Source organism: Micromonospora sp. NPDC047753 (assembly GCF_040642735.1).
Lineage (GTDB): Bacteria > Actinomycetota > Actinomycetes > Mycobacteriales > Micromonosporaceae > Micromonospora.
In genome coordinates this window covers 1-6732 of the sequence record NZ_JBEYSL010000378.1, presented here as the reverse complement: position 1 = coordinate 6732, position 6732 = coordinate 1, and the positions used below count along the sequence as shown (strand labels likewise).

3 protein-coding genes and 1 pseudogene are annotated in these 6732 nt (G+C 68.8%); 3 read left to right on the top strand and 1 reads right to left on the bottom strand.

Features of this window, described 5'->3' with window-relative positions; genetic code table 11:
• Nucleotides 1-1886, bottom strand: a 1886-nt coding sequence (gene asnB / locus ABZ749_RS25955) for an asparagine synthase (glutamine-hydrolyzing) (RefSeq protein WP_357232293.1), incomplete at its 3' end; no start/stop codon positions are given.
• Nucleotides 1887-2018: 132 nt separating this feature from the next.
• Between asnB and ABZ749_RS25950 the strand changes: the two genes are divergently transcribed.
• The 3 genes and pseudogenes from ABZ749_RS25950 to ABZ749_RS25940 all read left to right on the top strand — a co-directional run.
• Nucleotides 2019-3500 carry an aminopeptidase P family protein gene (locus ABZ749_RS25950; RefSeq protein ID WP_357232290.1) on the top strand — a complete coding sequence of 494 codons (1482 nt, stop codon included), beginning with the start codon at nucleotides 2019-2021 and terminating at the stop codon, nucleotides 3498-3500.
• Nucleotides 3501-3976: 476 nt separating this feature from the next.
• Nucleotides 3977-5869: a hypothetical protein gene (locus tag ABZ749_RS25945; RefSeq protein ID WP_357232287.1), complete on the top strand. Its 1893-nt coding sequence runs from the start codon at nucleotides 3977-3979 to the stop codon at nucleotides 5867-5869.
• Between the two features lie 287 nt (nucleotides 5870-6156).
• Nucleotides 6157-6732: pseudogene (locus ABZ749_RS25940) on the top strand (hypothetical protein); the annotation flags it as partial.

Sequence of the window (6732 nt, the reverse complement as noted above, 5' to 3'; positions counted from 1 at the left end):
CGGCACCGTGAAGAGTCAGACCCGCCACGCCCTCGGTCGACTCCGTGTCCTCGCCCCCGAGTTGGCCGAACTTGTCGGCCGTGACCCGCAGGAGGCCGCAGCGCGTACGACAGGTCCAGCAGGTCACCCGCGCCCGAGGTGCTCAGCACGTGCCGGGCCCACTCGTACATCTCGCCACGCAGCCAGACCCGGGTGGGGGTCGGGAAGCCCAGCTTCTTGCGGTTGACGATGGCTGGCGGCACGACACCCTGCAACGCCTGACGCATCGCGTACTTGGTGGCGTCGGAGCGCGGCGGCAGCTTCAGGTCCACCGGGATCTTCGCCGCGACGTCGAACACCTCACGGTCGAGGAACGGCACCCGCACCTCCAACGAGTGCGACATCGAGATCCGGTCGGCCTTGACCAGGATGTCGCCGCGCAGCCAGGTGTAGAGGTCGACGTACTGCATCTTGGTGACGTCGTCCAGCTCGGTGCACTCGGCGTAGATCGGGGCGGTGACGTCCGTGTAGCGCACCGAGGGGTCGTAGCGGCGCATCAGGTGCTGCTTCTCCTCCTCGGTGAACATCCGGGCGTTGCCGTAGTAACGCTCCTCGATCGGGGTGGTGCCGCGCTCCAGGAAGCTCTTGCCCTTGACCCCCTGCGGAATCGCCTTGGAGACCGCGCGCAGCCCCTTCTGCACACCGCCGGGCAGACCGTTGACGCTGCCCAGCGACAGCGGCTCCCGATAGATCGTGTAACCGCCGAAGAACTCGTCCGCGCCCTCACCGGAGAGCACCACTGTGACGTGCTCGGCGGCCTTCTTCGCCACGAAGTAGAGCGGTACCAGCGCCGGGTCGGCCACCGGGTCGTCAAGGTGCCAGACGATCTTCGGCAGCGCGTCGATCATGTCCTGCGGACCGATCTTGGTGGGGATCGTGGTGACGTCGAGGTGCCGGGCCGAATCCTGGGCGACGTCGATCTCCGAGTAACCCGGCACGTCGTAGCCGACGGTGAAGGTCAGGATGTTCGGGTTGAACTCCCGCGCCAGCGCCACCACCGCTGTGGAGTCGATGCCACTGGACAGGAACGAGCCGACCGGCACGTCGGAGCGCATGTGCATGCGCACGCTCTCCCGCAGCGTCTCGCGGATCTCGTGGTAGAGCCTCTGCTCGTCGTCGACCGGCGCCGGCCGGAACACCGGCCGGTACCACCGGCGTACGTCGATCCGGCCGCCCGGGGTCCAGTTCAGGTACTCCCCGGAGCCGATCCGGCTGATGCCCTTGTGCAGGGTGCCGGGCTCGGGGACGTACTGCAGTGTCAGGTAGTGGCTCAGGTTCGCCGTGTCGACGCCCGCGTCGCCCTGGTAGTTGCTGTGCGCGAACGGCAGCAGCGCCTTCTTCTCCGAGGCCAGGTAGAGGCCGTCGGCGGTCTCCAGGTAGTGCATCGGCTTGATGCCGAAGTAGTCGCGGGCACCGAACGCCCGCCGTTCCTGCCGGTCCCAGATGACGAAGGCGAACATGCCCCGCAGCCGGGTGAGCACCTGCTCACCCCAGAAGTGGTAGCCCGCGACGATCACCTCACCGTCACCGGCGGTGGCGAACTGGGCACCGAAGTTTCTGATCAACTCCTCGCGCAGCTCGATGTAGTTGTAGATCTCGCCGTTGAAGGTCAGCAGGTAACGGCCGTTCGCGTAGGGCAGTGGCTCGTGGCTCGACGCGACGTCGATGATGGCCAGCCGCTTGTGGGCGAACACGCCGTCCGCGTACCGGCCGGAGGCGTCGCCGACCACCTCGACCCCTGTCTCGTCGGGGCCGCGGTGGTGCAGGCATTCCAACGCTCCGGCGATGTGGTCGCGATGCGCTGCGGCGTTGCCGTTCGCGCTGAAGAAGGCCAGAAGTCCGCACATGGTGGCCATCTTTCCACGCGCGCTGTCGGCCCTTGCAGCCGTCCGTCGATCCACCCGACTCCGAGGGGGCGTCACCGCCAACCGGACGCGCGGTACCGTCGGGACCAGCAACGAAGCGGAGGGAGCGGCGCAATGACCGAGGGACAGACCGACGGTACGCCGACGGACGGTACGGAATCGCACGATCCGGACTTCCCGGAGGCGTTCCTGTCCTTCATGCGGCAGGGTTGGAGCGACACCGCGCTTCCCGTGACGCCCCGCCCGGAGACGCCCAACTACGCCAAGCGGCGGGCGGCCCTCTCGGCGGCGTTCCCCGGCGAGACGCTGGTGATCCCCACCGGCACCGAGAAGGTCCGGGCCAACGACACCGACTACCCGTTCCGGCCGGGCAGCGACTTCGCCTACCTGACCGGCGACCACGACGCCGACAGCGTCCTGGTGCTGCGCCCGAACGGCTCGGGGCACGACGCGACGCTGTACATGCGGCCCCGGTCCTCCCGGGAGACCGACGAGTTCTTCCGCAGCCGCAACGGCGAGCTGTGGGTGGGCCGGCGGCACACCCTCAGCGAGAAGTCGACCGAGGTGGGCCTGCCGACCGCCGACCTGACCGGCCTGGAGGCGACGCTCGCCGACCTGGCTCCGGGGCGTACCCGGGTGTTGCGCGGTTTCGACGCCCAGGTGGACGCGGCCGTCCGCCCCTACGACGGGCCCCTCACCGAGGGCCAGCCGGCCCGGGACCGCGAGCTGGCCATCGCCATCTCGGAGATGAAGCTGGTCAAGGACGAGTGGGAGATCGGCCAACTCCAGGACGCGATCGACGCCACCGTACGCGGCTTCGAGGACGTCGCCCGGATCCTGCCGGCCGACCGGGCGGTCTCCGAGCGGCTCCTGGAAGGTGTCTTCGCGCTGCGGGCGCGTCACGACGGCAACGACGTCGGGTACAGCTCGATCGTCGGAGCCGGCGAACACGCCACGATCCTGCACTGGGTCCACAACCACGGCGCCACCCGACCGGGTGACCTGCTGCTGATGGACATGGGCGTCGAGGGCCGCAACCTCTACACCGCCGACGTCACCCGGGTGCTCCCGGTGAACGGTCGGTTCACCGCCCTGCAACGCCAGGTCTACGACATCGTGTACGCCTCGCAGCAGGCTGGCATCGAGGCCATCCGCCCCGGCGTGAAGTTCAAGGACGTCCACCTGACCTGCATGCGGGTCCTCGCCGAGGGCCTGTCCGACCTGGGCCTGCTGCCGGTGAGCGTGGACGAGGCGATGGACGAGAAGTCGACCGTCTACCGGCGGTGGACGCTGCACGGCTTCGGCCACATGCTCGGCATCGACGTGCACGACTGCTCCAACGCCCGCAAGGAGACCTACCGCGACGGCGCGCTGGGCGAGGGCTACGTGCTCACCGTCGAGCCCGGTCTGTACTTCCAGCCGGAGGACGAGCTGGTCCCCGCCGAGCTGCGGGGTGTGGGCATCCGGATCGAGGACGACGTGCTGGTCACCGCGACCGGCGCGGTCAACCTGTCGGCCGGGCTGCCCCGCACCTCCGACGAGGTGGAGACCTGGCTGGCCGAGCAGCGCGAAGCCGGGCCCCGCCTGCCCAGCTGACCCGCCTACCCGCCTACCCGCCAGACCCGCCAGTGCCCTCGCCGCGGGAGCGCTGACGGGTCACGCTGCGCCCCTGGCCCGCCCGCCCTCGCTGAGGGCCGGCGGCCAGGGGCTTTTTGCCGTGATCAACTCGGTTTCCGTGAAGTCGCGCTGTCCCGGTCGCTCGGATGCCGCGTTTTCAGCGAAGCCGAGTGGATCACGCCCGGAGGACGGGCCCCGTTCGGCATCCGTACACCTGACGGCCAAGGGACGGCTCGTCGGCCGGTGTTTGTGCTGCTCGGGCCCTTTCCGCCGGCTCGGACCGGTTGGCCGACCTCACCTGACCTGCGCCAAATGCGTGGTTATCTCGGATACGTCCGCATCGCGAAGATGGTTCTCATACGGTGAGGATCAGAGGCTACAACCCATTTGTAGCTGGTCGTGGCGCCTCGGGCGGTGCGATCCCGTCTGGTAGCAGGAAAGGGCGGAAGGCTCTGATGTCCAACGACGTAACGAGTACCGACGGCGGGGCCTCGACAGCTCCGCCAACACGGCGAAGGCGGGCGCTCTGGGTCGCCGGCGTAGCCGGGCTGACCGGCGTGGTCGGCCTGGCGGCCCTCGGCGGCGTCGCCGCTCGGGACGACAAGCCCAAGTCCGACCAGGTGTCGGACGCGCAGCCATCGACCAACCGAGAGAACGTCAGCGACGACGGCGGCACGGACAAGGGCGGCGCCCAGGACGACGGCGGTCAGGACGACGAGTGGGGCGGCGACGACTGGAGCGGCTTCGACGACCGGTCCGGCAAGGATGGCAAGGACCGCGAGGACGGCAAGCACGACGAGAAGGACCGCACCAGGCAGGTCCCGTGCGACTCCGACAAGCTCATCCAGGCGATCACGTTCGCCAACAACGATGACGGCGGCGTGCTGGAGCTGGCCAAGGGCTGCACCTACACCCTGACTCGCAACCAGGACGGCAACGGCCTCCCGGTGATCACCGAGCGCATCACCCTCAAGGGTGAGCACACCACCATCGGCCGCGAAGCCACTGCCGACTACTTCCGCATCCTCAACGTCGGGGCTGGCGGGCAGCTCACTCTCAAGGGCCTGAGCATCAGGGGTGGCCAGACCCTTCAGTACCCGATAGCCGCCGACCCGGCGACGGTCTGGGCGCCGTACTCGGCTCAGGTCCGCTCGACCAGGGCCACGCCACCGGCAGCGGCGGCGCCCGCCGCGAAGCCGGCGACCGCTGCCGCGCCCGGCGCCAAGCCAGCAGCGGCAGCAGCAACGGCAACGGGAGCGGGAGCGAAGCCGGCAGCAACCGCTGCCAAGCCGGCCGCGAAGGCAGCGCCTGCCAAGGCCACCGCAAAGGCAGCCGCCAAGCCGGCCGCGACGGCAGCGCCAGCCAAGCCGGCCGCGCCAGCAACCAAGGCAGCCCCGACTGCCACCAAGGCCGCCCCGGCCAAGCCGGTGGCGGCGGCGAAGCCGGTTGCCGGTACGGCGGTCGTGCCGCTGGTCGAGCAGCCTGGGTTCACCGACGGCGCCGGGGTGCTGGTGCAGCCCGGTGGTCGCGCGGAGATCCTGGACAGCGAGTTGCTCTACAACCAGTCCGGCGGCAACGGCGGCGGGTTGGCCAACTTCGGCAGCACCAGGCTCAGCAAGACGACGGTTGCGCACAACACCGCGTTCTTCTTCGGCGGCGGTGTCTTCAACGCCGGCGTACTCCAGGTCGACGAGTCGAAGATCAAGGACAACACCGGGATCGTCGGCGGCGGCGGCATCTCCAACGGCGCTGCCGACATCTTCACCGAAGACGTCGACGGCGGCTCGGTCTGGGTCTACAAGAGCGAGGTCACCGACAACGAGACGCTCGGCTTCGGCGGCGGCGTCCTGGATGTCGAGGGCACCACGACGTTGCACCAGACGACTGTCAGTGACAACACCGCGGTGCTCGACGGTGGTGGCGTCGCGGTGGCGGACAGCCAGCTCACCCTCAAGGACGCCACTGTGGTCAAGAACAGCGCCGCCCGCTCGGGTGGCGGTGTGGCCGCCTTCGACAGCGTGGCGACCATCGAGAACAGCAGAATCAACGACAACACCGCGGGCTCCTCCGGCGCCGGCCTCTTCAACGAGGAGAGCGTCACCACGCTGCGCGACAGCGAGGTGTCGGGCAACCGGGCCGTCGGTCCGTTCGCCCGCGGCGGCGGCATCCTCAACACCGAGGGCGGCGAGGTCACGCTCCACCGGACGAAGGTGGCGCACAACTTCTCCACCCTTGAGCCGGGGGGCATCTTCAACAGCCTCGGCGGCACCGTGACGCTGGACGACGAGTCCGCCGTCACCGCCAACCGCCCGACCAACTGCTTCAACGTTTTGGACTGCTTCGCCTGACCGGGTGGGGCTGAACCATATAGAACGCCCCTCCGAGCCGTCACCGGCTCGGAGGGGCGTACCTATTTGGGCAGGTCAGGGGCGTGCAGGCCGGCTTGGGGGCCCGTGTGTCGGTCCGGGCCCGACTGGGGGCAACATGAACCGAATGTGGGCTTCTCTCGGATAAGCCCGCGAGGCGAGGAACCTTCTCATACGGTGGTTTTGGGAGCTACAACCGATTTGTAGCAGGGGACGCCCGTCTGACGGCGGCGACCCTGTCTGGTACGAGGAGAGGGCAGAGAGCTCCGATGTCCAACTACCTAACGAACAACGAAGCCTCCGGGCGGGCGACGGCAAAGAGCCGCCGCAAGCTCTGGCTCGCCAGTGGCGTGGCCGGTTTGACGGGCGTGATCAGTCTCGCGGCGGTGGGCGTCGCGGGCAGCGCCGGAGCGGTCGGCTTGAACTGGAACACCGCACAGGTCAGCAAGGACGGCGACCAGCGGGGTGACGAGTCGCGCGACTGGAACAAGGACGAGGACCGGAACAAGGACAAGGACCGGGACAAGGACCGGGACAAGGACCACGAGCGCGGGAAGGAGGTGCCCTGCGACACCGACAAGCTGATTCAGGCGATCGTGTTCGCCAACAACAAGCACGGCGGTGTGCTGGAGCTGGCCAAGGGCTGCACCTACAACCTGAGCCGCAACGACTACCAGGGCAACGGCCTGCCGGTCATCACCGAGCGCATCACCCTGAAGGGTGAGCACACGACGATCGCCCGGGAAGCCACCGCGGACTACTTCCGCATCCTCAACGTCGGCGCGGGCGGTCACCTCACCATCAAGGGCCTGACCATCAAGGGTGGACAGACCCTCGAACGCTAC